The 23,729-nt window shown below is 29.6% G+C and carries 29 protein-coding genes; 22 read left to right on the top strand and 7 right to left on the bottom strand.

The features are described 5' to 3' along the window. Position 1 precedes the first annotated feature (1 nt). The 20 genes from L8X28_RS06110 (at position 2) to recO (ending at position 15,165) form a co-directional block, all read left to right on the top strand. Positions 2–853, top strand: coding sequence for a ParB/RepB/Spo0J family partition protein (locus L8X28_RS06110; protein WP_263659714.1), 852 nt, complete (start codon positions 2–4; stop codon positions 851–853). A gap of 63 nt (positions 854–916) precedes the next feature. Further along, complete coding sequence (locus tag L8X28_RS06105; protein ID WP_133319671.1) at positions 917–1,342, top strand: FoF1 ATP synthase subunit B'; 426 nt, start codon at positions 917–919, stop codon at positions 1,340–1,342. Between the two features lie 9 nt (positions 1,343–1,351). Further along, positions 1,352–1,864, top strand: coding sequence for a F0F1 ATP synthase subunit B (locus tag L8X28_RS06100; protein ID WP_263659715.1), 513 nt, complete (start codon positions 1,352–1,354; stop codon positions 1,862–1,864). Continuing rightward, positions 1,864–2,385 (top strand): F0F1 ATP synthase subunit delta, encoded by a 522-nt coding sequence (locus L8X28_RS06095; RefSeq protein WP_133319669.1) that lies wholly within the window; start codon positions 1,864–1,866, stop codon positions 2,383–2,385. The genes L8X28_RS06100 and L8X28_RS06095 overlap by 1 nt, the downstream gene beginning before the upstream one ends. A gap of 9 nt (positions 2,386–2,394) precedes the next feature. After that, a complete protein-coding gene (atpA, locus tag L8X28_RS06090) occupies positions 2,395–3,900 on the top strand; it encodes a F0F1 ATP synthase subunit alpha (protein ID WP_133319668.1) in 1,506 nt (501 codons plus the stop codon). A gap of 9 nt (positions 3,901–3,909) precedes the next feature. After that, entirely contained in the window at positions 3,910–4,794 is an 885-nt protein-coding gene (gene atpG / locus L8X28_RS06085) for an ATP synthase F1 subunit gamma (RefSeq protein ID WP_263665819.1), read from the top strand. 14 nt (positions 4,795–4,808) lie between these two features. Continuing rightward, a complete protein-coding gene (gene atpD / locus L8X28_RS06080) occupies positions 4,809–6,206 on the top strand; it encodes a F0F1 ATP synthase subunit beta (protein WP_263665818.1) in 1,398 nt (465 codons plus the stop codon). 2 nt (positions 6,207–6,208) lie between these two features. After that, positions 6,209–6,601, top strand: a complete 393-nt coding sequence (atpC, locus tag L8X28_RS06075) for an ATP synthase F1 subunit epsilon (protein ID WP_133319665.1) — start codon at positions 6,209–6,211, stop codon at positions 6,599–6,601. Beyond that, complete coding sequence (locus tag L8X28_RS06070; protein WP_220566504.1) at positions 6,601–7,161, top strand: MotA/TolQ/ExbB proton channel family protein; 561 nt, start codon at positions 6,601–6,603, stop codon at positions 7,159–7,161. The genes atpC and L8X28_RS06070 overlap by 1 nt, the downstream gene beginning before the upstream one ends. Further along, a complete protein-coding gene (locus L8X28_RS06065) occupies positions 7,162–7,551 on the top strand; it encodes an ExbD/TolR family protein (RefSeq protein WP_133319663.1) in 390 nt (129 codons plus the stop codon). A gap of 3 nt (positions 7,552–7,554) precedes the next feature. Further along, positions 7,555–8,331: a TonB C-terminal domain-containing protein gene (locus tag L8X28_RS06060; protein ID WP_133319662.1), complete on the top strand. Its 777-nt coding sequence runs from the start codon at positions 7,555–7,557 to the stop codon at positions 8,329–8,331. Then, entirely contained in the window at positions 8,331–9,530 is a 1,200-nt protein-coding gene (tolB, locus tag L8X28_RS06055; protein WP_263665817.1) for a Tol-Pal system protein TolB, read from the top strand. The genes L8X28_RS06060 and tolB overlap by 1 nt, the downstream gene beginning before the upstream one ends. Before the next feature lie 66 nt (positions 9,531–9,596). Further along, positions 9,597–10,082, top strand: a complete 486-nt coding sequence (gene pal, locus L8X28_RS06050; protein ID WP_133319660.1) for a peptidoglycan-associated lipoprotein Pal — start codon at positions 9,597–9,599, stop codon at positions 10,080–10,082. Between the two features lie 11 nt (positions 10,083–10,093). Continuing rightward, the gene (locus L8X28_RS06045) at positions 10,094–11,086 is read left to right on the top strand and encodes a tetratricopeptide repeat protein (RefSeq protein ID WP_263661934.1); all 993 of its coding nucleotides are present in this window, start codon (positions 10,094–10,096) and stop codon (positions 11,084–11,086) included. 13 nt (positions 11,087–11,099) lie between these two features. Then, positions 11,100–11,684 carry an FKBP-type peptidyl-prolyl cis-trans isomerase gene (locus L8X28_RS06040; RefSeq protein ID WP_263660726.1) on the top strand — a complete coding sequence of 195 codons (585 nt, stop codon included), beginning with the start codon at positions 11,100–11,102 and terminating at the stop codon, positions 11,682–11,684. Then, positions 11,684–12,604, top strand: a complete 921-nt coding sequence (gene fabD, locus L8X28_RS06035; RefSeq protein WP_263665816.1) for an ACP S-malonyltransferase — start codon at positions 11,684–11,686, stop codon at positions 12,602–12,604. The genes L8X28_RS06040 and fabD overlap by 1 nt, the downstream gene beginning before the upstream one ends. Next, complete coding sequence (locus tag L8X28_RS06030; RefSeq protein ID WP_263665815.1) at positions 12,601–13,287, top strand: 5'-methylthioadenosine/adenosylhomocysteine nucleosidase; 687 nt, start codon at positions 12,601–12,603, stop codon at positions 13,285–13,287. The genes fabD and L8X28_RS06030 overlap by 4 nt, the downstream gene beginning before the upstream one ends. Next, positions 13,284–14,045 carry an ATP-binding protein gene (locus L8X28_RS06025; protein WP_263665814.1) on the top strand — a complete coding sequence of 254 codons (762 nt, stop codon included), beginning with the start codon at positions 13,284–13,286 and terminating at the stop codon, positions 14,043–14,045. The genes L8X28_RS06030 and L8X28_RS06025 overlap by 4 nt, the downstream gene beginning before the upstream one ends. Continuing rightward, positions 14,038–14,550: a cysteine hydrolase family protein gene (locus L8X28_RS06020; RefSeq protein WP_220566498.1), complete on the top strand. Its 513-nt coding sequence runs from the start codon at positions 14,038–14,040 to the stop codon at positions 14,548–14,550. Before L8X28_RS06025 ends, L8X28_RS06020 begins: the two co-directional genes overlap by 8 nt. Continuing rightward, entirely contained in the window at positions 14,551–15,165 is a 615-nt protein-coding gene (recO, locus tag L8X28_RS06015; RefSeq protein WP_133319653.1) for a recombination protein RecO, read from the top strand. Here the strand turns inward: recO and L8X28_RS06010 are convergent. The 7 genes from L8X28_RS06010 to bamA form a co-directional block, all read right to left on the bottom strand. After that, positions 15,149–15,469, bottom strand: a complete 321-nt coding sequence (locus L8X28_RS06010) for a hypothetical protein (protein WP_133319652.1) — start codon at positions 15,467–15,469, stop codon at positions 15,149–15,151. The two genes, recO and L8X28_RS06010, sit on opposite strands and share 17 nt — an antisense overlap. Before the next feature lie 61 nt (positions 15,470–15,530). After that, on the bottom strand, positions 15,531–16,457 hold the full coding sequence (locus L8X28_RS06005) for a tRNA dihydrouridine synthase (RefSeq protein WP_133319651.1): 927 nt from the start codon (positions 16,455–16,457) through the stop codon (positions 15,531–15,533). After that, positions 16,454–17,437: a hypothetical protein gene (locus L8X28_RS06000; protein ID WP_220566495.1), complete on the bottom strand. Its 984-nt coding sequence runs from the start codon at positions 17,435–17,437 to the stop codon at positions 16,454–16,456. Before L8X28_RS06000 ends, L8X28_RS06005 begins: the two co-directional genes overlap by 4 nt. Beyond that, complete coding sequence (dksA, locus tag L8X28_RS05995) at positions 17,434–17,790, bottom strand: RNA polymerase-binding protein DksA (RefSeq protein WP_133319649.1); 357 nt, start codon at positions 17,788–17,790, stop codon at positions 17,434–17,436. The genes L8X28_RS06000 and dksA overlap by 4 nt, the downstream gene beginning before the upstream one ends. A gap of 8 nt (positions 17,791–17,798) precedes the next feature. Continuing rightward, positions 17,799–18,254 carry a 23S rRNA (pseudouridine(1915)-N(3))-methyltransferase RlmH gene (locus tag L8X28_RS05990; RefSeq protein WP_263665813.1) on the bottom strand — a complete coding sequence of 152 codons (456 nt, stop codon included), beginning with the start codon at positions 18,252–18,254 and terminating at the stop codon, positions 17,799–17,801. A 2-nt stretch (positions 18,255–18,256) separates the two neighbouring features. Beyond that, on the bottom strand, positions 18,257–19,099 hold the full coding sequence (accD, locus tag L8X28_RS05985; protein ID WP_263660733.1) for an acetyl-CoA carboxylase, carboxyltransferase subunit beta: 843 nt from the start codon (positions 19,097–19,099) through the stop codon (positions 18,257–18,259). Between the two features lie 50 nt (positions 19,100–19,149). After that, positions 19,150–21,366, bottom strand: coding sequence for an outer membrane protein assembly factor BamA (bamA, locus tag L8X28_RS05980; RefSeq protein ID WP_263665812.1), 2,217 nt, complete (start codon positions 21,364–21,366; stop codon positions 19,150–19,152). A 77-nt stretch (positions 21,367–21,443) separates the two neighbouring features. Here bamA and L8X28_RS05975 point away from each other — a divergent pair, with 77 nt between their 5' ends. Together L8X28_RS05975 and L8X28_RS05970 are read left to right on the top strand one after the other, a co-directional pair. Beyond that, a complete protein-coding gene (locus L8X28_RS05975) occupies positions 21,444–22,271 on the top strand; it encodes a prephenate dehydrogenase (RefSeq protein ID WP_133319645.1) in 828 nt (275 codons plus the stop codon). A gap of 76 nt (positions 22,272–22,347) precedes the next feature. Next, positions 22,348–23,727 carry a M23 family metallopeptidase gene (locus L8X28_RS05970; RefSeq protein ID WP_263665840.1) on the top strand — a complete coding sequence of 460 codons (1,380 nt, stop codon included), beginning with the start codon at positions 22,348–22,350 and terminating at the stop codon, positions 23,725–23,727. The last annotated feature ends 2 nt before the right edge of the window (positions 23,728–23,729 follow it).

Here is a 23,729-nt window from a genome sequence, read left to right as displayed (position 1 = left end):
AATGGCAAAAAAAAGTGCATTAGGAAGAGGTTTAAGTAGTATTTTGGCTGATATTGATGAGGTTTATGAAAAAGAATTAGGATCAAAAGAAGGCAAAATAGAAGAAATTGATATAGATTTAATTAGTCCAAATCCTTATCAGCCAAGGAAAAATTTTGATACACAAGCTTTAGAAGAGCTTGCGGGGTCTATTAAAGAATATGGTTTAATTCAGCCTATTGTAGTTTTTAAAAAAGATGAATTTGATTATATTATAATAGCTGGCGAGAGAAGATTTAGAGCATGTAAGCTTTTAGAAAAAGAACAGATTAAAGCCGTAGTTTTAAATGTGGATGATATAAAATTACGCGAGCTTGCTTTGATTGAAAATATCCAAAGGGAAAATTTAAATCCTATAGAATTGGCACATTCTTATAAAGAATTATTGGAAATTCATGACATAACTCAAGAAAAATTAGCAGATCTTATTCACAAGTCAAGACCACAAATTGCTAATACCTTAAGACTTTTAAATTTAAATGAGCAAACGCAAAATTTCATTATAGAAGGTAAAATTTCACAAGGTCATGCAAAAGTTTTAGTAGGACTTGAAAAAGAAGAAGAAAAAATGATAGTTGATACTATCATAGGTCAAAAACTTAATGTAAGAGATACAGAAAAACTGATTAAAAATTTTAAAAATTCAAATAATTTAGAAAAAAATACAAATTTAAATAAGCAAAATCAATCTATATTAAATTTAAAAGAAAAAATAGAATCTTTTGGATTTAAGACAGTGGTGAAAGATTTAAAAATTATTGTTAATTTTTCTGACGAAAATGAGATTTTAAAATTTTTAAAAATACTAGATTAAATATGCTTTTAGGTATATTTTGGTATAATTGCGCGTTTTATTTAGATTTATTTAGGAGTATTAATGTTTAATGATGTACATTTTTCCATCATGATAGCTACTGGTGTCATTTTTTTGCTCATGATAGCAATTTTAAATTCTATACTCTATAAACCTTTGATTAAATTTATGGATTCTAGAGATTTGACCATTAAAAATGACGAAGAAAAAATGAAAAAAAATTCTGATGATGTTTCAAATGTAGAAAATGAGTTGGAAAAAATTCATATACAAACAAGAGATGAGATTAATCAAATCAAAGCAAAAGCAGTAGAAGAAGCTAAAATAAAACAAGAAAAAGAATTATCAATAAAGAAAAAAGAATTAGAAGAACAAATGCATGTTTTTCTAAAAAGTCTAAGAGAAAAAGAAAAAGAATTAAAAGAAGAGATGCGGTTAAAAATGCCAGAATTTAAGCAAAGCTTTAAAGATAGCTTGAGTAAAATTTAAGGAAGATAAATGTTGAAAAAAATTACATTATTATTGGTGCTTCCTTTTTATGCTTTTGCAGCAGGTAATGGAAGTGGTGAGTATGATATTATCCCAAGAGCAGTTAATTTTGTTTTGTTTGCTGCTATTTTATATTATTTTATAGCAACACCTTTAAAAAATTTTTACCACGGAAGAATTGCAAAAATTGCCTCTAGGATGAATGAAATACAAGAAAAACTTATTGCAAGCAAAAATCATAAATTAGAAATGATGAAAAAACTAGATTTAGCTAAACAAGAAGCAATTAATGCAGTTGCTCTTGCAAAAAAAGAAGCAGAAATCATTACAGATAAAATAGAAGCTGAAACAAAAATGGAGATTAAGGCTTTAGAAAAAACTTATGAAGAGCATAAAGAATATGAAATAAGAAGAATGGAAAAAGAAGTTGTGCAAGCGGTTTTAGAAGAAATTTTTGAAGATCAAAGTTTACAGCTTCAGCAAAAAGAAATTTTAAATATCATGATGAAAAAGGTGTCTTGATGGAAAGTGTAATTGCAAAAACCTATGCAAAAGCTATATTAGAAAGAAAAGATTTTGAAAATTTTTATTCAAATTTATTACAACTTAGTTCAGCTTTTGCTTCTGATAAATTTGTAAGTATTTTAAATGCTTATGAGCTTAAACAAGAAAAAAAATTAGATTTTATACTTTCTTTATTAGATAATCCAAGTGATGCTTTTAAAAATTTTATGAGCTTAGTTGTTGGCAACAATAGAGAGATGTTAATTCCAAGCATTACTAAAGAATTGAGTGAACAAAAAGCATTAAAAGAAAATGAATTTTTAGGGCAAGTTTATTCAAAAGAAAAATTAAGTGAAGAAGAAATTAAAAATTTAGAAGAAAAACTTAGTCTTAAATTCAACGCAAAGATTAGATTAGATAGTAAAATAAGTGATAATGACAGTGTAAAAATTAGCTTAGATGGACTTGGTTATGAAATTTCATTTTCAATGCAAAGCTTAAAAGCTAAAATGAATGAATATATATTAAAAGCAATTTAAGGAGACTTGATGAAATTTAAAGCAGATGAAATTAGTTCTATTATAAAAGAAAGAATTGAAAAATTTGATTTTAATCTTGAAATAGAAGAAACCGGTAAGATTATTTCAGTTGCTGATGGTGTTGCTAAGGTTTATGGTCTTAAAAATGCTATGGCCGGTGAGATGGTTGAATTTGAAAATGGCGAAAAGGGAATGGTGCTTAACCTTGAAGAATCAAGTGTTGGTATTGTTATTTTAGGAAAGGGACTTGGCTTAAAAGAAGGAAGTTCTGTAAAAAGATTAAAAAAACTTCTAAAGGTTCCAGTTGGTGATGCATTGATAGGCCGTGTTGTAAATGCTTTAGGTGAGCCAATTGATGCTAAAGGAGCGATTGAAACAAGTGAATATCGCTTTGTGGAAGAAAAAGCAAAAGGTATTATGGCTAGAAAAAGTGTTCATGAACCATTACATACGGGTATTAAAGCTATTGATGCTTTAGTTCCAATTGGTAGAGGACAAAGAGAGCTAATTATTGGTGATAGACAAACGGGTAAAACTACTGTTGCAATAGATACGATTATTAGTCAAAAAGGTAAAGATGTTATTTGTATTTATGTGGCAATTGGTCAAAAACAAAGCACAGTGGCTCAAGTAGTTAAAAAGCTTGAAGAATACGGCGCAATGGATTATAGTATAGTGGTAAATGCAGGTGCTTCAGATCCTGCTGCATTGCAATATCTTGCTCCATATACAGGTGTAACTATGGGTGAGTATTTTAGAGATAACTCAAGACATGCGTTGATTGTTTATGATGATTTGAGTAAGCATGCTGTTGCCTATCGTGAAATGTCTTTGATTTTGCGTCGTCCTCCGGGTCGCGAAGCTTATCCAGGGGATGTATTTTATTTACATTCAAGATTGCTTGAAAGAGCAAGTAAATTAAGTGATGAGCTTGGCGCAGGAAGCTTAACAGCATTACCTATTATTGAAACTCAAGCAGGGGATGTTTCAGCTTACATTCCAACCAATGTTATTTCAATTACCGATGGTCAAATTTTCTTAGAGACAGATTTGTTTAACTCAGGTATTCGTCCTGCGATTAATGTTGGTTTATCTGTATCTCGTGTTGGTGGTGCTGCACAAATTAAAGCAACAAAACAAGTTTCAGGTACCTTAAGACTTGACTTAGCTCAATATAGAGAATTGCAAGCTTTTGCGCAATTTGCAAGTGATTTAGATGAAGCAAGTAGAAAACAACTTGAGCGTGGACAAAGAATGGTTGAAGTTCTAAAGCAGCCTCCATATTCTCCGCTTTCAGCTGAAAATCAAGTAGTGATGATTTATGCAGGAACTAAAGGATATTTAGATGATATTGCAGTTTCAAAAATAGGAGAATTTGAAGCAGCCTTATATCCATTTATTGAAGCTAAATATCCAGAAATTTTTGAGCAAATTAGAACTAAAAAAGCTTTAGATAAAGATTTGGAAGAAAAATTAGCTAAAGCGTTGAGTGAGTTTAAAGCAAACCATATATAAGGTTTTTAAATGTCTAATTTAAAAGAAATAAAAAGAAAAATAAAAAGTGTCCATAATACACAAAAAACAACTAATGCAATGAAGCTTGTTTCTACTGCCAAATTAAGAAAGGCAGAAGAGGCAGCTAAAAAGTCAAAGATTTTTGCTCAAAAAATTGATGAAGTTTTATCTGAAATTGCTTTCAAGATTAATCAAAACGAAGGTCTTGATGATAAACTTCCATTTTTTAGAAAAAAAGACAATATTGAAAAAATGGATATTATTTTCATTACTGCTGATAAAGGCTTGTGTGGCGGTTTTAACATTAAAACTATTAAAACAGTAAATGAAATGCTCGAAGATTGTAAAGCAAAAAAAATCAAGGTAAGATTAAGAGCTATTGGTAAAACAGGTATTGAGTATTTTAATTTTCAAAATATTGAAATTTTAGAAAAATATTTAGACACAAGCTCTAGCCCTGATTATGAAAAAGCTTGTGCTATTATTGAAAATGCAGTTGATGATTTTATAAATGAAGTTACAGATAAGGTTGTAATTGTACACAATGGCTATAAAAATATGATTTCGCAAGAAATTCGTATTAATGAATTATTACCAGTGCAAGCTATTGCGAGCAAAGAAGAACAAGAGTCTCAATCTTTAATGGATTTAGAACCTGAAGATGAAGAAATTTTAAATGATTTATTAAAAACTTATTTTGAATATAATATGTATTTTTCTTTAGTTGATTCTTTGGCGGCTGAGCATAGTGCAAGAATGCAAGCTATGGATAATGCAACCAATAATGCAAAAGCTAGAGTTAAACAACTCAATTTAGCTTATAATAAAGCAAGACAAGAATCTATTACCACCGAATTGATAGAAATTATCAGTGGTGTTGAGTCAATGAAATAAATTTAGGAGTGATGATGCAAGGTTTTATTTCTCAAGTTTTAGGACCAGTGGTTGATGTTGAATTTAAAGAATATCTTCCACAAATTAACGAAGCTATAATCGTAAATTATGAATTAGAAGGAAAAGAATGCAAGCTAGTGCTTGAAGTAGCTGCGCATTTGGGTGATAATAAAGTAAGAACTATCGCTATGGATATGACTGATGGTCTTGTTAGGGGTTTAACGGCTGTTGCGACTGGAAACCCAATTAGCGTTCCAGTGGGCGAAAAAGTACTTGGAAGAATTTTTAATGTAACAGGTGATTTGATTGATGAGGGTGAAGAGATCGATTTTGATAAACATTGGTCAATCCATAGAGATCCACCTCCATTTGAAGAGCAAAGTACAAAAAGTGAAATTTTTGAAACAGGTATTAAGGTAGTTGATTTGTTAGCTCCTTATGCAAAAGGTGGTAAAGTAGGACTTTTTGGTGGTGCAGGTGTTGGTAAAACCGTTATTATTATGGAGTTAATCCACAATGTTGCATTTAAACATAGCGGTTATTCTGTTTTTGCAGGTGTTGGTGAAAGAACTCGTGAGGGTAATGATCTTTACAATGAAATGAAAGAAAGTAATGTTTTAGATAAAGTTGCATTATGTTATGGTCAAATGAATGAACCACCAGGAGCAAGAAATCGTATAGCTTTAACAGGTCTTACTATGGCTGAGTATTTTAGAGATGAAATGGGACTTGATGTGTTGATGTTTATTGATAATATCTTTAGATTTTCACAATCAGGTTCTGAAATGTCGGCACTTTTAGGAAGAATTCCTTCAGCTGTTGGCTATCAACCAACTTTAGCTAGCGAAATGGGTAAATTCCAAGAAAGAATTACTTCAACTAAAAAAGGTTCTATTACTTCAGTTCAAGCGGTTTATGTGCCAGCAGATGATTTAACAGACCCTGCTCCTGCAACTGTTTTTGCGCATTTAGATGCAACTACGGTTTTAAATAGATCAATTGCTGAAAAAGGTATTTATCCAGCTGTTGATCCACTTGATTCTACTTCAAGAATGCTTGATCCACAAATTATTGGTGAAGAGCATTATAAAGTAGCTCGTGGAGTGCAATCAGTACTTCAAAAATACAAAGATTTGCAAGATATTATTGCTATTTTAGGTATGGATGAATTGAGTGAAGAAGATAAATTGATCGTTGAAAGAGCAAGAAAAATTGAAAAATTCCTATCTCAACCATTCTTCGTTGCTGAAGTATTTACAGGAAGTCCTGGTAAATATATTAGTTTAGAAGATACAATAGCAGGTTTTAAAGGTATTTTAGAAGGAAAATATGACCATTTACCTGAAAATGCTTTCTATATGGTAGGTGGAATTGATGAAGTTATTGAAAAAGCAGAAAAACTTAAGGCTTAATAATGGATAATTTAATACATATAGAGGTGGTAACGCCTCTTGGTATGATTTACAATGATAATGTAAAATCTATTGTTCTTCCTGGAAGTGAAGGTGAATTTGGTGTTTTAAAAGGACATGCATCTTTAATTTCTTCTTTAAGGGCAGGGATTATAGATATAGAAAAATCAGATTCTACCCATGAGTTAGTTGCTATTGATTCAGGTCATGCAAAAGTTTCTGAAACGAAAGTAAGCGTTTTAGCAAAAGGTGCTGTGTGGGTTGGAGGAAATAGTGATAGTGAAATAGCAAAAAGATTAGCAGATGCAAAAGATTTAATCAAATCTATGAGTAGTGATAGTGTTGCTTTAGCTTCTACTTTTGCTAAGATGGATAATAATGTAAGGCAAAAATAGTGGATTTTCAATCAATTTTTCATTTTTTTGAAAATACAAGCTTAATTACTTATATTGTATTAGCTTGGCTTTCGGTGTATTTTATACTTAGTTTTAGTATTTTATTTTCAAGATTAATGCTTATTAATAAATGGATGCAAGATGAAAGTCAGGCTTTAGAAGCTTTGATGAGAGGAGAGAGGGATTTAAGCCAAAGTGCATCAATTTTAAAAAAATGTATTGAGATTGATGAAACTAAGATGAATATTTATAAAAATTCTGTTGAAAAAAAAGCCACAATTGGATTAACTTGGCTTAGTATTATTGCTTCAACCTCTCCTTTTATAGGTCTTTTTGGTACAGTTATTTCTATACTTGAAACTTTTGGTGGTTTAGAAATGCAAAATTCTTTGAGTATTATTGCACCAAAAATTAGTGAAGCTTTGGTAGCTACAGGTTGTGGAATTTTAGTGGCAATTCCTGCATATAGTTTTCATTTGATTATCAAACGCAAAGCTTATGAACTAATTAATATTTTAGATAGTGAGATAAAAGTATTAGTAAGTTCAGCAAAGGTTTAATTGATGTTTTTAGAAGAAAAACCCGAACTAAATATTACACCTTTAGTGGATATTATGCTTGTATTGCTTGCTATTTTAATGGTAACAGCACCAAGTATTACATATGAAGAAAAAGTTCAACTTCCTCAAGGTTCACAAAAAACTTCAAGTGCTCCAAATATCAAAAGTTTAATTATAACAATTAATGCAAAAAAAGAAATTTTTATAGGAAAAGATAAATTTAATTTTTTAAGTTTTGCGGATAATATGAATGCATTAAAAGTGCAATATAATACTCAAGAAACAGTTTTCATTAGAGCGGATAAGAATTTAAAATATGATGATGTAATGAGTGTTTTAAGAACAATGAAGCATTTGGGTTTTCAAAAAGTTGCTTTGCAAACTGAGTAAAAAATGGAAGAAAATTCTACATATAATTTTAAAGCTTTTACTTATGCGATTTTAGTTTATTTTTTTGTTGTTTTTTTAGTATTTTTTAAGTTAGTCGAATATAAGCCAAAAGCTATTGAATATACTAATGATCCCAATAGTTTTATTAATATAGAACTTGGAGATAGTATAAATCAAAATCAAGTAAATATGATACAAGAGCTACAAAAGGAAAATTTGCAAAGTTTATTTGAAGAGAATCTTTTGCAAAAATACACTACAAATAAAAATGTTAATACTCAAAATGTAGAACAACAAGCTAGTGTTTTCAATGAGTTATTTGGCAAAATAGAAGACTATCAAGAAGAAAAAACTACAAAAGTACAATCTTCAATGCCATCGAAAAAACCTACTTTTACTCAAAGAGAAAAAATCAATGATTTTTCTAAGCAATTAAATGAAAATCTACAAATTAATCAAGAATTAGGACAATCTGTTATAGAACAAAAAATAGGAGTTTATGATCAATTTTTAGGTGCTGTTAGAAAACATCTTGAAGATAGATGGAGAATATACAATCCTAGTGGTAATTTAAGTATAGAAGTAGAATTTGTAATTGATAATAACGGATATTTTTATTTGTTAAGTACCACTAGCGCACATAGTGATAATTTTGATAAAAAGGCAAAAGAATTTTTACAAAATTTAGAAGGAAAATACATAACTTTACCTCCAAATGGTAAAATAAGAAAAATTAAAATGAAACTTAGTGATATAATTGAGTTTAAAACGGAGAAGTGATGAGAAAAATATTAGCGTTTTTATTTTTTTGTTCAGTATTATTTGGGCAAGATGCGACAATATCTGTTGTAAATAAAGGTATGCAATTACCTAAAATTTATATTAAAGATCAATCAAGATTGAATGATTTAGATCTTAAAAAAAGCTTTTATAATATGCTTGTTAATGATATAAAAGTGAGTTCAAATTTTGAATTAACTCAAGATGAAAAACAAGGTGATTATATTTTTTCTTATGTTTTAAATAAAAATGGTAAGCTTTTGGATATTGATGTTGAAATTTTAGCTGCAAATGAAACAAAAACGAGATTTTATGAGCAAATTCTTTCCATTGAAGAATATCCATTTTTAGCACATAGAAGTGTCGCTCAAATGAATAGAAAATTAGGTTTTGCACCAGTTGATTGGATGGATCATAAAATTTTAATAGCTAGAACTCAAGGTAATAAGCAAAGTGATATTTTGTTAGCAGATTATACTTTAACTTATCAAAAGATATTAATATCAAAAGGTTTAAATTTATTTCCCAAATGGGCAAATAAAGAACAAGATGCATTTTATTTCACTGCTTATGAGGATGAAATTCCAACACTTTATAAATATAATATGAAAAATAAAAACATCACAAAAATCATTGCTAGTAAGGGTATGATGGTTGCTTCTGATGTTAGCGATGATGGTAAAAAAATTTTACTTACTATGGCGCCAAAAGATCAGCCAGATGTGTATTTGTATGATACAGATACAAAAGATTTAAAACAGATCACAAATTATACGGGTATTGATGTAAATGGCAACTTTGTAGATGATGATAAAAAAATCGTATTTGTATCAGATCGTTTAGGTTATCCAAATATTTTTATGCAAAATTTAGATTCTAATTTAACAGAACAAGTAGTTTTTCATGGTAAAAATAATTCTTCAGTTTCTACCTATAAACATTATATGGTTTATTCTAGCAGGGAGGTAAATCAAAGTGGGGTTTTTAATCTTTATTTAATGTCAACCCAGAGTGATTATATAAGACAACTCACTGCAAATGGTAAAAATCTTTTTCCAAGATTTTCAAGTGATGGAGAAAGTGTAGTATTTATTAAATATTTAGGTTCACAAAGTGCCTTAGGAGTTATTAGAATTAATGCAAATAAAGCCTTTCATTATGGTTTAAAGGTGGGTAAAATTCAATCAATTGATTGGTAAAATATCAAAATTGTATTTTTTTTGTTATAATTAAACATGATTTTTAAATAAAAAAGGGGAAAAGCAATGAAAAAAATCATTTTTGCTTCAATTACTGCGTTTGCTGTTATTGTAAGTGGTTGTGCTACAAAAAATACTAGTGTAAGCAGTTCAAGTAGTGTAGATGGATCAAAAGGTAGTGGTGGTTCTGATAGATTTGAAAATCTTGAATCTTTAAATTCTATTGCAAATGTGTATTTTGATTTTGATAAATTTAATGTTAGAAAAGATATGCAAAAAGTTGTTGCAGATAATGCTGAAATTTTCAACAAAGAAGCCGCGAATGCTGCAATTGTAGTTGAGGGAAACTGCGATGAATGGGGAACTGATGAATACAATCAAGCTCTAGGTTTAAAAAGAGCTAAAGCTGTTAAAGAATCTTTAGTAGCTCAAGGTGTTAGCGCAGATAGAATAAGCGTAAAAAGTTATGGAGAAACTAATCCTGTATGTACTGAAAGAACAAAAGCTTGTGATGCGCAAAATCGTCGTGCAGAATTTAAATTATCAAAATAAGTTTTAAATAAATGAAAATCAAATTATTATCAGTAGCTCTTTTAGGAGCTACTTTTTTATACGCTGAAATTTCAGCATTTGATGCAGGAAAAGTAGATACAAAAACACCTTATGGCTTAACTCAAAATGAAAAATTACAATACGAAAATCAAGAACGCTTAAAAGCTTTAAATGAATATTATACTAATTTGACTAGTAAGATAAATACTGCTGTAGAAAATATAGAAGGTTTACAAAGTGTAACCGAGGGTTTAAATGCTCAATATTCTAAAGCGAATACAAAATTACTTTCACTAGAAGAAAACTATCAAAATTTTGATGCAAATATCACAAAAGAAATTCAAAATTTAAGAGCTTATGTAGAAGAAAATAGGCAAATTCAAGAAAAAAATCACCAAGAAATTCAAAAAGTATTGAGCGAAATAACAACTTTGATCAATAAAATTAATGATGATTATGTTTCTAAAGAAGATATGAACCAAACCATAACTTTTTTTCAATCGGAAATAGCTAGAGTGCAAAATCAAACAAATAATATCCAAGTTGTTCCTATTGCTAGCGAAAGCAATAAAACACAAGAAGTCATTAAAGAAACAAATACGACTTTGGAAAAAGAAATTGTTCAAGCGAAAGATGATAGTTGGAAAAAACTGCAATCTAGCGAAATTTTAAAAAAAGCTATTGATGAAACCAATAAAAATCAATTTGATGATGCAAAAGAAAAATTTGAGCATTTAATTAGTATCCATTATAAACCTGCTAGATCTACTTTTTGGCTTGGAGAGATAAGATATAAACAAAAAGATTATGCAGGCGCTTTGGGATTTTACAAAAAAAGTTCTGCTATAAGCACCAAGGGTGATTATGTGCCAAAATTACTTTATCATACGGCTATTAGCTTAGATAAAGTTGGGGATCCAAAAAGTGCTAATAAATTTTACAAAGCTTTAAAGACAGCTTATCCTGATAGTCCTGAAGCAAAAGTTTCGCCAGATAGAAAATAAAAAAGGAGATAAAATGGCTATAGAAAAAAATAGTGTAGTTTCAATGTTTTATGAGTTAAAAGATGCAAACACAAATGAAGTTTTAGAATCAAATATTTATGCTGAACCCATTTCTTTTATTTTAGGTAAGGGTCAAATTTTAGAAGGACTAGAAGAGGAAATTCAAAAACTTGATGCCCCATGTAATGCCGATATTGTGATAAAAAAAGAAAATGCTTTGGGTGAATATGATGCAAATGCATTGCAAACTTTACCAAAAGAACAATTTGCAGGGATTGATTTGCAAGTTGGTATGGAGCTTTTTGGCGAAGGCGAAGATGGTAATACAGTAAGAGTAATTGTTAGAGAAATTACTGAGAATGAAGTTACTATTGATTATAATCATGCTTACGCAGGAAAAGACTTGTTGTTTTCAATTAATATTGTAGATGTTAGAGCTGCAAGTGAAGATGAAATTTTAACAGGAATTATTGCAGGTAGCAGAAGTTGTGGATGTGGTGGTGGAGGACATCATCATGATCATCATCACGGACATGGTGGTGGCGGATGTTGTGGTGGCCACGGACATGGTGGTGGCGGTTGCTGCGGTGGACACTAATGAATAGTGCATTTATTTTCCCAGGCCAAGGCTCTCAAAGTGTTGGCATGGGGCTTAGTTTTTATGAGAATTCACTTAAAGCAAGAGAATTATTAGATTGTGCAAGTGATTATTGTAAAATTGATTTTAAAAATTTGCTTTTTAAGGAAAATGAAAATTTAAATAAAAGTGAATTTACACAAATGGCCATAGTGTTAAACTCACTAATGGCTTATGAAGTTTTAAAAGAGCAAGCTGGTATAGAAGCTAAGTATAGTTTAGGCCATTCACTAGGAGAATTTAGTGCTTTAGCGACTCAAGGTGCATTTGACTTTTTAGATGTTATAGCACTTGTTAACAAGCGTGGCCAATTTATGCAGGAGGATTGCTCTAAAATCGAAGCTGGTATGATGGTGGTTTTAGGACTTGAAGATAAAGTAGTAGAAGAACTTTGTCAAAAGGCATTAAGTGAGCAAAAAAGTATTTTTGCAGCTAATTATAATTGTGAAGGACAGATTGTAGTAGCGGGCTTAAAGCCTGATTTAGCTTCTTATGAGAGTGAGTTTAAGAATGGAGGAGCCAAAAGAGCTATGCTTTTGAATATGAGTGTTGCAAGCCATTGTCCATTATTAAAAAATGCGTCTTTAAAACTTACAAAAGAACTAGAGCTTGTGTTAAAAGATGATTTTAAAAGTGTAGTTTCAAATGTAAATGCAAAAATATATAGTGATAAAACTCAAGCTTTAACACTTTTAAGCGAGCAACTTATAAAGCCTGTTCTTTATAAACAAAGCATTAAAACAATAGATAATGAAGTGGATTTTTATATAGAATTTGGTGCGAGCGTGCTAAAGGGCTTAAATAAAAAAATCACTCAAAAAGAAACTTATGCTTTAAGTAAAATAGAAGATATTGATGAAATTCTAAAGGTGATTAAATGAAAATAGCTATTTTAGGAGCTATGCCCGAAGAGGTTACTCCTTTACTCGAAACATTAAAAGAATATCAAACAATTGAATATGCAAATAATACTTATTATATTGCAAAATACAAAAATCATGAATTAATCATCGCTTATTCTAAGATAGGGAAAGTAAATTCCACTCTTAGCGCGACTATTATGATAGAAAAATTTAAAGCTGAACTTATGCTTTTTACAGGAGTGGCTGGTGCTTTTAATCCTAGTTTGGAAATAGGGGATTTAATCTATGCTACAAAATTAGTTCAATATGATTTAGATATTACAGCTTTTGGACATCCGCTTGGTTATGTTCCTGGTAATGAAATTTTTATAAAAACAGATGATAAGCTTAATAATCTTGCCATAGAGGTTGCTAAAGAACTTGGTGTTAAATTACAATCAGGTATTATCGCTACGGGTGATGAATTTATTTGTGATGAGAATAAAAAAGCAAAAATTAGAGAAATTTTTAATGCAGATGCTTGTGAAATGGAAGGAGCTAGTGTGGCTTTGGTATGTGATGCTTTAAAAATTCCATGTTTGGTTTTAAGATCAATGAGTGATAAGGCAGGTGAAAAAGCTGAATTTGACTTTGATGAGTTTGTAGAAAAATCCGCTAAAATTTCAGCTAATTTTGTTTTAAAAATTTGTGAGAAATTATGATAAATCTTAGCAAAAGACTAATCAGAGAAGTTGCAAAAGCAAATGCTAAGTTTTCCTTAATAGGAGATAATGATAAAGTTTTATTAGGACTTAGTGGTGGGAAAGACTCTCTAGCTCTAACTCATCTTTTAAAGCGTATGCAAGCACATGCACCTTTTAAATTTGAACTTAAAGCAGTAACTTTAAGTTATGGCATGGGTGAAGATTACACCAAACTTCATAATCACTGCAAAGAACATGGTATTGACCATGAGGTTATTGATTCTAATATTTATGAAATTTCAGGTGATACCATTAGAAAAAATTCAAGCTTTTGTAGCTATTTTTCAAGAATGAGGCGTGGTGCTTTATATACTTACGCTTTAGAAAATGGTTTTAATAAATTAGCCATAGCTCATCATTTAGATGATGCAGTAGAGAGTTTTTTTATGAATTTCATTTATAATGGTGCTCTTAGAAGTTTAGCGCCAAAATATAAAAGTAAAAGAGGTATAGAAGTCATCCGTCCTTTGATTTTTGTAAGAGAAAGACAATTAAGGGAAAATGCTATTAATAATGAATTAGAAGTAATTGGTAATGAATTTTGTCCTGGTATGAAATTAAGTGAAAAAAATGTAAAATTTCCTCATGCTAGAGAAGAAGCTAAACAGCTTTTAGCAAATTTAGAAAAAGAAAATCCAAAATTATTTACGAGCTTAAAAACTGCATTTGAAAATATCCACACGGATAGTTTTTTCATGGTTAAGGATAATGACTAAACTTTTAATTATAGTTGATTATCAAAATGATTTTATCGATGGTAGCTTAGGTTTTGAAAAAGCTACCAAGATAAAAGATAATATTCTTACTCTTTTAAAAAATCATCAAGGTGATGTTGTTTTTACTTTTGATACGCATGATGAGAATTATTTAAAAACCCAAGAAGGAAAAAAACTACCTATTTATCATTGTATTAAAGATACTTTTGGTTGGCAAATGCCAAGCGATTTTGATGTGTATTTAAAAAATGCAAAAAAAATCTTTTATAAGAATGCTTTTGGTAGTTTAGAATTGGCTAATTTTTTAAAACAAAATCATTATGAAAGTATAGAATTTTGTGGCTTAGTTTCGCATATTTGTGTATTTAGTAATATTATTTTAGCTCAAAGCGCCACGCCTAATTCTAAAATTATTTTACATAAAAATGCTACTGCAAGTTTTAATGAATCTTTAGAAAATAGTGCTTATGAAATTTTACAAGCTTATGGCATAGAGCTTTTATAGATGCAAGGCTTTATTTTGCACACTCAGAGCGTAAAAGATGAGGATTTGATTGTTTATCTTTTAAGTGCCAAAAAAGTTATTAAAAGTTATAGATTTTACGGAATGAGACATTCTAATATTCTAAATGGATATAAGATTGATTTTGAACTTGAAGAAAGTTCTAGATTTTTACCGCGCTTAAAAGATGTTTTACACATTGGATTTTCTTGGGTTTTAGATAGAGAAAAAATGTTTTTTTGGCAAGAATTTATCAGGCTTTTTTATTGGCATTTAAAAGATGTTGAGGAGATTGATAGTTTTTATTTTGAGCTTTTAGAAGATTGTGCTAAGCGTTTTGAAAAACAAGATTGCAAGCGTGTGATTGTGGATGCTTATTTAAAGATTCTAAGCTTTGAAGGACGCTTGCATAAGGATTTTATTTGCTTTTTATGTGATGAGTGTATAAAAGAAGATGTTGTATTGATAAGGGCTTTTTTGCCTGCGCATAAAAAATGTGCTTTTGGCTATGAGTTTAAAGCTAAAGATCTTGTGAGGTTTTATGAAAATTTTAATTCATCGCATTTTAGCGATGAATATATTGATAATTTATATAAAATCATTAAAGAGGGTTTTTAAGAGTAATATCATACATCATAATAGCCTCTTGTCTTAATTTTGCGATGATATTTGCACTATCAATATGTGTATTTTTTATAATAGCTTCCTTGCTATTTTTAATATCTTCAAGCAAATTTCCAAGTTGTTTTTGGGAGCTTTGTAAGCAAGTGCTTATACATTTTGGTTGTGTTTGTTGTAAAACTTGCTCGAAATTTAAACTATGATTGTTAAGCTTTGAAGCATGTGCTGCTAGATTATTTGCACTTGTTCTAATGCCACCTAATGCTTTGTAAATCCCTTTTGAATTGATATGAGCTGCCATGAACCTTCCTTGTTTTATGGTATCTCTTCATTCATATTGCTTAGAATTTTACAAGCAAAAATCATTCCTTATTGAAAAATTCTTGCATATATTTTCGCATAATTTCTGCATCATTAATGCGATTAACACAATCTCTAAAATTTGAAGCATCTTCATAGCCTTTAGAATATTCATGTAAGTGCTTTCTAAATATGCTTATACCTTGTTCTTTATAATGTTTTAGCATTTCTTCAAAATGCGTAAAGATGATTTTGTTTTTTAAAGTTTTATCGATTTTTTTACCAGTTTTTACCTCGTGAAATATCCAAGGTTTTCCTATGCTTGCACGCCCTATCATCAATGCATCGCAATTTGTTATTTTAAAAACTTCTTTAGCATTTTCTGTGCTAATATCGCCATTTGCAACTAAAGGAATTTTGATATTTTCTTTAGCTAAAGCTATAGCTTCATAATCAGAATTTCCGCTATACATTTGTTTTCTAGTGCGACCATGCATACTGATAAAATCTACCCCAGCATTTTCACATGCTTTAGCAATGATAATAGGATCTTTTTTTTCAAACCCTAATCTTACTTTGACACTAGTTAGCTTTTTATTGCTTGTTTTTTTGATAAGTTCTAAAATTCTTTGCAATTTATCAAGATCTTGCAAAAGAGCACTACCTGCACATTGTTTTATAACTTTACTTACAGGACAGCCGCAATTAAAATCAATCCCATCTATAAAATCAAAACGATTTAATATTTCTACCGCCCTTTGAATCACACTTTCATCCGAGCCTGCAATTTGAACTATATAAGGATTCTCAAGTTCAGCTTTTTCCAACATTTTAAGAGTTTTTGAGCTTTCATACACTAAAGCATTAGAACTTATCATCTCACTAATTGTTACATCAGCCCCAAATTGTTTAACTAAATTTCTCAAAGGCAAGTCTGAAAAACCTGCCATAGGAGCTAAAAACAAAGGTTTTTTACTAAAATCTATCATTGTATAAATTTTTCGAGTTCTATTTTTTTATTATGTTCTCTTAAAAAGAGCAAGAGTCTAAAATCCTTATGTTCGTTTTGATCATTTCCTAATTCATTAAGCAATTCATCATACATACCAAATTCTGCTAAAGTATAAAGATAAGCTCTTAAAGCTTGAGAATGACTATCTTTTAACTTTTTAAATAAAGCAATTAATATTTGAGGCTCTATTTTTTTACAAAGTATTTTTGTGCATTGTAAATATGACTTATCATCTAAGGTATTCATGCTAAGCAAAACTTCGATTTCAGCATGATTTAATTCCAAATTTTCTTTTTCAAATCTATCCAAAAGTAATAAAATATCATCTTGATTTTTTTGTATTTTTAGTGTTTTAATTTGGCTATAAGGTGCATTATCTAATACCATTTTATAAGCAAAATTTTCTAATTCATTTGTCAGAGTTTCTTTATTTTTAATAAAAGAAAAAGCATAGTCGCTATCTTTTTGGAAATGATTTTTTTCATTTAAAATGAAAATTTCATTATGTGGATCGAGTTTGTATTTTTTTAATTCCACAAATTCCTTTTTGTCTAACTGCTCTAAAATATTTATAATATCATCTATTTTTGTATTTTGATTTTTTTCTTTAAAATAAAGAGCTTGAGTGTTTTTGGCTATATCTTGAAATTCTTGAGTTTTAAATTTAATTTTGCTTATTTTTTTCAAAAATACATCAATTAAAAAATTTTCATAATTTTTGCTGTCTTTAATAAGATTTTTGTATTGTAAATGTTTTAAAAAGCCATAAAAACTCATATGCAATAAAGCTAAAACCATCAAAATAAATGCAGGTAAAATTACCCACAAGCTGATAGGTAAATTTAGCTCAAAAGTAGAAATTGTGAAAGTGTAATTTCCCAAATTTAGATTATAAACTAAGGCTGCTACGATTAAAAGATAAACTAAACTTGCAAAGAAAAATAATTTTACTTTCATAATTCTTTCCTTTTTTCTAAGTTTTCACGACAATTTATACAATATTTTGCGTGAGGTTTTACTTTGAGTCTTTCAGGATGTATATCTTCATCACAATACTCACAAATTCCATAAGTATTGTTATCTATTTTGCTTAATGAATGTTTAATTTCTTCTAATTCTGTTTTTAAATTTTCGTTGATTTTTAAGTCAATATGTGAGCTGTTGTCAATTTGTTGTAAATCAACTTCATCTCTTGGTTCACTATCTTGCAGATCATGGATATTGTCTATATTGCCTTGAAGTTCTTGTAAAATTTCTTTTTGTCTTTGAAGTAATATATTTTTAAATTCTTCAAGATTTAACTCTTGCATAAATGCTCCTATTTGTGGTATGGATGATTTGTATTAATGCAAAATGCACGATAAATTTGTTCTAAAAGCATAGTTTTAGCAAATTTATGCACTAAAGTCATTTTGCTAAGAGCTATGCTTGTATGCATTTGTGCGATGAATTCTTTTTCAAGGCCATAAGCACCGCCTATAAAAAAAGAAATTTCATTTTTATCTTGTAATAATTTAGCAAATTCTACACTTGTAAGCTCTTTACCCTTTTCATCTAAAGCTATGCAAAAACCTTTTTTATAAGGATTTAGCGCGTTTGTATAAGATTTTTTTGCTTCTATGGTATTGGTATTTTGTGCTAAATTAATTTTATTGTTAAAAATACAAATATCATTAAAATTGCAAAATTTTTTGATGAGCTTGGTGTAGCGCTCATCTATTTTACTAAATTCATTATTATTATTTTTTTGAATGCTTAAAAGATTAATATGCATTTTTAATTTTTAGAAAAAAATCTTAAAAAATCTGCTATAAATTTTTTATGTTCACTTCTTTCTACAATAGCATCAATTAATCCATGTTCAAGTAAAAATTCGGCCTTTTGAAAGCCTTCTGGTAAATCAGCACCTATAGTTTGTTTGATAACTCTAGCTCCTGCAAAGCCTACTAGGGCGCCAGGTTCAGCCATAATGATATCTCCAAGCCAAGCAAACGATGCACTCACTCCACCCATAGTTGGATCAGTTAAGACAGAAATATAGGGAAGCTTTTCTTCTGCTAATAGCTTTAATGCTGCACTTGTTTTGCTCATTTGCATTAAAGAATAAGTGCTTTCTTGCATTCTAGCTCCACCACTTGCGCTCACTATAACAACAGGAGTTTTTTTCTCAATTGCCCTTTCAATAGCTCTAAGAATTTTTTCACCTTCTACTGAGCCCAAACTTCCACCCATGAAAGAAAAATCAAAAACAACTAATTGAGTTTTAATGCCATCTATATTGCACTCGCCGCTTATTATAGCGCTTTTTCTCCCTGTTTTTTCTTCATTTTCTGCTAATCTTTTTTTATATGATTTACTATCAACAAATTTAAGCGGATCAATCGCATGTAAATCTTTATCCATTTCTACAAAAGTATCTTCATCACTAAGTAGCTCGATGCGTTTTAAAGGATTTAATCTCATATGAAAATTACATTTAGGACAAACATTATAACAAGTTTCTATTTCTTTATAATACATTAACGCATGACAAGAATTACATTTTACCCAGTGATTTGGAGCTTCGCTTGGAGCGGCTTGTTTGCGTCTTATACTAGAAAAAATATCTAAAAAATTCATTATCTCTACCTAAAATAAAATTTCAAAATTATAGCAAGATTTTAGTATTTTTAAAATCTTGCACCCAACATAAACTCGAATTTGCTTAAGTCGTCTTTTGAATTAGTGTTAAATGGTTTAGCAAAAACTAAATTTAAAGCACCTAGTGGGGTTAGCCACTCAAAGCCAACACCTGTGCTCCATCTTTGAATTTGACTTAAAGAACTTTCTCCTATGGCACCATAGTCAAAAAACACACTTCCTCTTAGTTTGATTCTATCAAAGATTGGAAAGCTAAGCTCTACAGAGTTAGCAAAGGCAACTGTACCACCTGTTTCATCACCCCATTCGTTTTTAGGACTCACGCTTCTTCTATCAAAACCTCTAATAGTTCCTATGCCTCCAAGGTATAATTTTTCATTGATAGGTAAATAACCTTGATCCCATACCTTATAAAAACTTGCTTTATAGCGATAAATCAAATCCCAACCTATAAATTCTTCTAAGCCTTGATAATAATTAAATTTAGTAGTAGAGCTTATAAATTCTTGATCTCCACCTAAGCCTGCATATTCAAGTGAGGTTGAAGCGATAAAACCTGATCTTGGTAGATAATAATCATCTGTATTGTTAAATACTATTGAAGGAGTGATAGAACTTTTGTAAGTTTTACCAAGTTTATATCCTTGAGCGATTAAGCGATCACTCAAATGATAAATATCACTTTGCTCAAGATTGTAGGTTAAATCTATGCTTGTATATCTTCCCAAAGTTTTACCAACACTTATATCAAAACCATAGTTTCTCTCATCATAACTATCCCATTCTAAACGATCTGAATATAATGATCCTCCAAGAGAATAATCACTATCATTTACTCTAGGATTTCTTAAAGATATTCTACCTGAAAGTGTATCATCGCCTTTGTCTATACTTACACTTCCTTTCATGCCAGAGCCTAAGATATTTGCATCAGATAATGAAGCACTAAGTAAAATTCCATCACTAGTTCCATAACCAATACCACCTGAAATAGCTCCAGTTGAAGCTTCTTTGACTTCTACTATCAAATCAATATGTGTATCATCTACTCTTTGTTCTTTAATATCTACATTTTCAAAATATGCAGTTCTTCTTAGAGCATTTCTTGAGTCTATTAAATCAGTTCTATTATAAAGATTGCCTTCGGTTAGATAAAGCTCTCTACGAATAACCCTATCAACTGTTTTAGTATTACCTGAAATTTCAACATTTCTAACATATACTTTTTCATTAGGTATGACTTTAAAAATAATCATAGCTTCATGGTTTTCTTTATCTTTTTGTATATCAGGTATAACCTGTACAAAAGCATAACCCAAATCAGCTGTCTTTGTTTCTATAGTTTTTATATCTTCTCTTAGTTTTTCTATATTAACTATTTTTCCAACACTTAATTTTAAATCATTTGCTAAAGCTTCATTTTCTTCATCACTAAAAATAGGATTAAAAATTTTAATTCCTTTAACTTTATAAACCTCACCCTCGTTGATAAAATAAGTTAAATCAGCTTGATAAGTATCTGTGTAAGTATTTAAAAAAGCAGGAGATACGCTCACATCAAGATAACCTTCTTTTAAATATACATCTGAAATTCTTGAGCTATCATTTGCAAGATCAAAGATTTTAAGCTTACCATCATTAAAGCCCCACATCCAGCCTAGGGCTTCTCTTTGTTTATTTGCTACCGCAGGTTCAATATCTGAATAACTTAAATTTTTTGCACCACTTAAATGTACTTTTTCTATGATGATATTTTCCCCACGATTTACAACAAAAGTAAGTTTTAATGAGCTTGAATTACTTAATTTTTCATCTTTGATTTCTACAACAGTATCATAAAAACCTTTGGCTTGATAAAAAAGTTTGATTTTTTCAGCTGCGTCTTTAGCTGAATTTTCATCATATAAAATTCCAGGTTTTAAACCAACAAGACTTTCTATTTGTTTTCTATCATTACTTGCTATACCTTGAATGTCTATTTTTCCAATGGAAGGTTTTTCTATTACTTTAAAAATTAGCACCCCATTTTTTTCTTCTACTACTATATCTTTGAAATAATTTCTATCAAAAAGATTTTTAATCGCTATGTCTATACTAGCAGGATTGATTTTTTGTCCTATTTTTAATTTAGAAATCGCAATAGCACTTTCTTTAGAAAGTTGCGATAAGCCTTCAAATTTTATATCTTTAATCGTAGCTGCACATAAAGAACTTGAGAGTGCAAAGAAAACAAACCATTTTTTCATCATTTTACCTAAATTTTTATATACAAAATCGTTATAATACCAAAATATTTTTAACTAATGCTTTTTAAGGAAAATTTATGAAAGTAGGTATAATCGGACTTGGCTTAATAGGTGGATCTTTGGGCCTTAGCTTGAGAGAGAATAAATTAATAGATTTAGTTTGCGGATATGATATAAACAAAGAATTTGAACAAATCGCGCTAGAGCGAAAATTAATAGATAAAATTGTTTCGTTTGAAGAGTTAAAAAAATGTGATGTGATTTTTTTAGCTATCCCTGTAAGAGCTATTGTAAAAATTTTAAAAGAATTTCAAGATATTTCTAAAGATTGTACTATCATTGAGCTTGGAAGTACAAAAGAAGAAATTATTAAAAATTTACCATCTGATTTACAAAGTCAATTTATCGCGGCTCATCCTATGGCAGGAACTGAAAATAGTGGTCCAAATGCAGCTATAAAAGACTTGTATAAAAATGCAGTTTGTGTTTTATGTGATGTGCAAAATGCTGATCATATCCATCAAAAAAGAGCTATAGAAATTTTTTCAGATTTAGGAATGAAGCTTGTATTTATGGATAGTATTTCACATGATCATCATGCTTCTATCATTTCACACTTACCGCATGTGATTAGTTTTTCTTTGGCAAATTTTGTAATGAAAGAAGAAAATAAAAAAAATATAGCCCACCTAGGAGGTCCTTCTTTTAAAGATATGTGTAGAATTGCAAAATCAAACCCTCAAATGTGGAGTGGTATTTTTGAACAAAACAAACAAAATTTATTAAATTCTATTGATTTATTTCAAAAAGAATTACAAGAGTGTAAAAAAATGATAGAAAAATGTGATATAAATGAACTTGAAGCTTGGATTAAAAGTGCAAATAAGTTAAGAGAAATTTTGTAAAATTTTTTATAATTTACTCTTAATTTGCTAAAGCATAATATATTTTTACAAAAATTATACAATGAAAGTGGAGAATATGGTTTTTACGCGTAAAAGATCAAATAAAAAATGGATTTTTCTAGTTTTTTTAATACTTTTAGTCTTTGGGGTTTTTGTGTTAAATACAAAGCTGTTTGAAAAAAATCCTCCATTAATCCAAACAAAATCAGATATTATTTATAGCAATTTAACAGATCCTATATCTATAGAAATAAGCGATGAAAGCGTTTTAAAAGATGTTAAAGTCACACTATTTAAAGCAAATAAATTAAATGGTGAAATGCTTGTTAATGAACATGTTAAAGGTAATAAAAAAAGTGTCTATTTTGATTTAAAACTACCAAAACCAGCTTATAAAGAAAATGTTGATTCTTATAAGCTTGTAATAGAAGCAAGTGATAGTAGTTTTTGGAATTTCTTTTTAGGAAATCAAGCGCTTAAAGAAGTGAAAGTTATCATTGATACCAAAAAACCATTTGTAGAAATTTTAGACAATTCTTATCAAATCGAACAAGGTGGAGTAGGTAGTGTGGTATTTAAAGCAAGTGATGAGAATTTGCAAGAAGTTTATATCATAACTGATAAAGATAAAATTTTTAAAGCAACTCCTTATGTGAAAGAAGGATATTATGCTGCTTTGATTCCTTGGGAGGCAACTGATGAGCATTTTAGAGCTTATGTAGTGGCAGTAGATAAAGCAGGTAATGTAAACAAACAAAGAATTAGATATTATTTTACCAATAAAAAATACCGAGTATCTAATATAAAAGTAAGTGATAGATTTTTAGATGGAAAGATTGAATTTTTAGCACAAAAATATGCTCCAAAAGATAGAGAGTTAAGCAGGCTTGAAAAATTTAAATTTGTTAATGAGGACTTAAGAGCTTCTAATGAAGTTATCATTCATGATATTACGAGTAAAGTTCCTGATACTATGATTAATAATTTTAAAGTCAATCTTTTCAAGCCTTTAAAAAATGGCCAAAAAGTAGCTGATTATGCTGACCATAGGTTTTATTCTTATAATAATCAAGCATTTAGTAGCTCTTATCACATGGGGCTTGATTTAGCAAGTGTAAAAGAAGCGCCTATCATTAGCAATAATGATGGTGAAGTGGTATTTGTACAAGAAAATGGAATTTATGGACTAAATATTATTATTTATCATGGTTTTGGGATTTATACTCTTTATGGACATTGCACTAATGTGGATGTAAATGTGGGCGATAGAGTTAGAGCAGGTGATGTTATAGGCACTACAGGCACTACAGGCTTAGCGCTTGGAGATCATGTGCATTTTGGTGTTTTGGTGCAAGGTGTTGAAGTGCGTCCTGAGCAATGGCAAGATGCAAAATGGATAAAAGAAAATATCTATAATGTATTAGAATCAAGCAAAAAAAGAATTTTGAGTGAATAAAA

It is taken from the genome of Campylobacter sp. CNRCH_2016_0050h, assembly GCF_025772605.1.
Taxonomy (GTDB): Bacteria; Campylobacterota; Campylobacteria; order Campylobacterales; family Campylobacteraceae; genus Campylobacter_D; species Campylobacter_D lari_D.
The sequence above is the reverse complement of the archived record's forward strand: the minus strand, read 5'-3'. Positions and strand labels throughout refer to the sequence as shown.